Annotated in this window: 2 protein-coding genes; both read left to right on the top strand. The window is 40.6% G+C overall.

What is annotated here, in order from left to right; all coding sequences use genetic code 11:
• The first annotated feature begins 55 nt into the window (after window positions 1-55).
• Window positions 56-520 carry an ASCH domain-containing protein gene (locus FC652_RS20010; protein WP_176299894.1) on the top strand — a complete coding sequence of 155 codons (465 nt, stop codon included), beginning with the start codon at window positions 56-58 and terminating at the stop codon, window positions 518-520.
• 143 nt (window positions 521-663) lie between these two features.
• Window positions 664-994, top strand: a 331-nt coding sequence (locus tag FC652_RS20000) for a hypothetical protein (RefSeq protein WP_176299892.1), incomplete at its 3' end; no start/stop codon positions are given.

Raw genomic sequence — 994 nt, 5'->3', positions numbered from 1 at the left:
TGCGTGCCTGCGCCCCTTAACGCGGCGTTATGTTTTTAATCAGGTTTAGTGAATCATGGAAGAAAGAAGTCAGTTATTTTTGGAACAATACCTTAGCTCTTTACCTAGAGAAGTATCTGAAAAATATACCTCTTTCAACACAGACTATTTTTGTGCAGATGAATACAACGCAAATGTATGTGCCGATTTAATCCTACGAGGCGAGAAACGAGCATCATGCAGTCTGGAATATTGGTACAGTCAAAAAGGCGAACTTATGCCTCAAGTTGGCCATCTTCAAGTGGTGACTAACTGGGATGGTAAGCCGATTTGTATTATCGAAATTACCTCAGTTTCTAAGTGCCAATACAATCAGGTCACTGAAGATTTTGCGGCGTCAGAAGGTGAGGGTGACAAGTCATTGGCATGGTGGCAGAAAGCTCATCGAAATTTTTTCTCACAAGAATGTCATGAGCTTGGAATAGAATTTCAAGAAGATATGCTCTTGGTTTTAGAGCACTTTAAGGTCGTGTACCACTAAAAACATAACAAACGCCTCAAGAGGGACTGTCAACGCGCGGCGTTTCCAGTCCCAATGAGCTGCGGTGGTTACAGTTGTTGTGATTGAGTTTGGTGTTATGCGTTGCCAGCCCCTTAGGCGGGCGTTATGTTTTAAGGATAAAAATGAAACATTCAGTTTTTATGAGTTTAGTATTTTTGACTGGGTGTGCTGCTAGTCAGGCAGCACCAATAGAAGTTCTCAGTTATGAAGCTGATGATAACAATTACACCTTGATAGCTATTAGTGAAAAAAAGCTAACAAGTTCAAATGGTGAAATCGATAGTGTTTTCGAGGAAAAAATTAAAGAGCTTTGCCCGTATGATTATTTAGTTTCGGAACCAACAGAAGATAATGGCCCCGATGGTACATGGCTAAAAAGGCACATGGAGTACTATATAATGGCGAACGATGTCAAAAGTGCTCATTCTTACTCTAAAAATGTAAGTTGCACGC

This window comes from Vibrio sp. 05-20-BW147, assembly GCF_013369385.1.
Classification (GTDB): Bacteria; Pseudomonadota; Gammaproteobacteria; order Enterobacterales; family Vibrionaceae; genus Vibrio; species Vibrio floridensis.
This window is presented reverse-complemented; position numbering and strand designations above follow the sequence as displayed.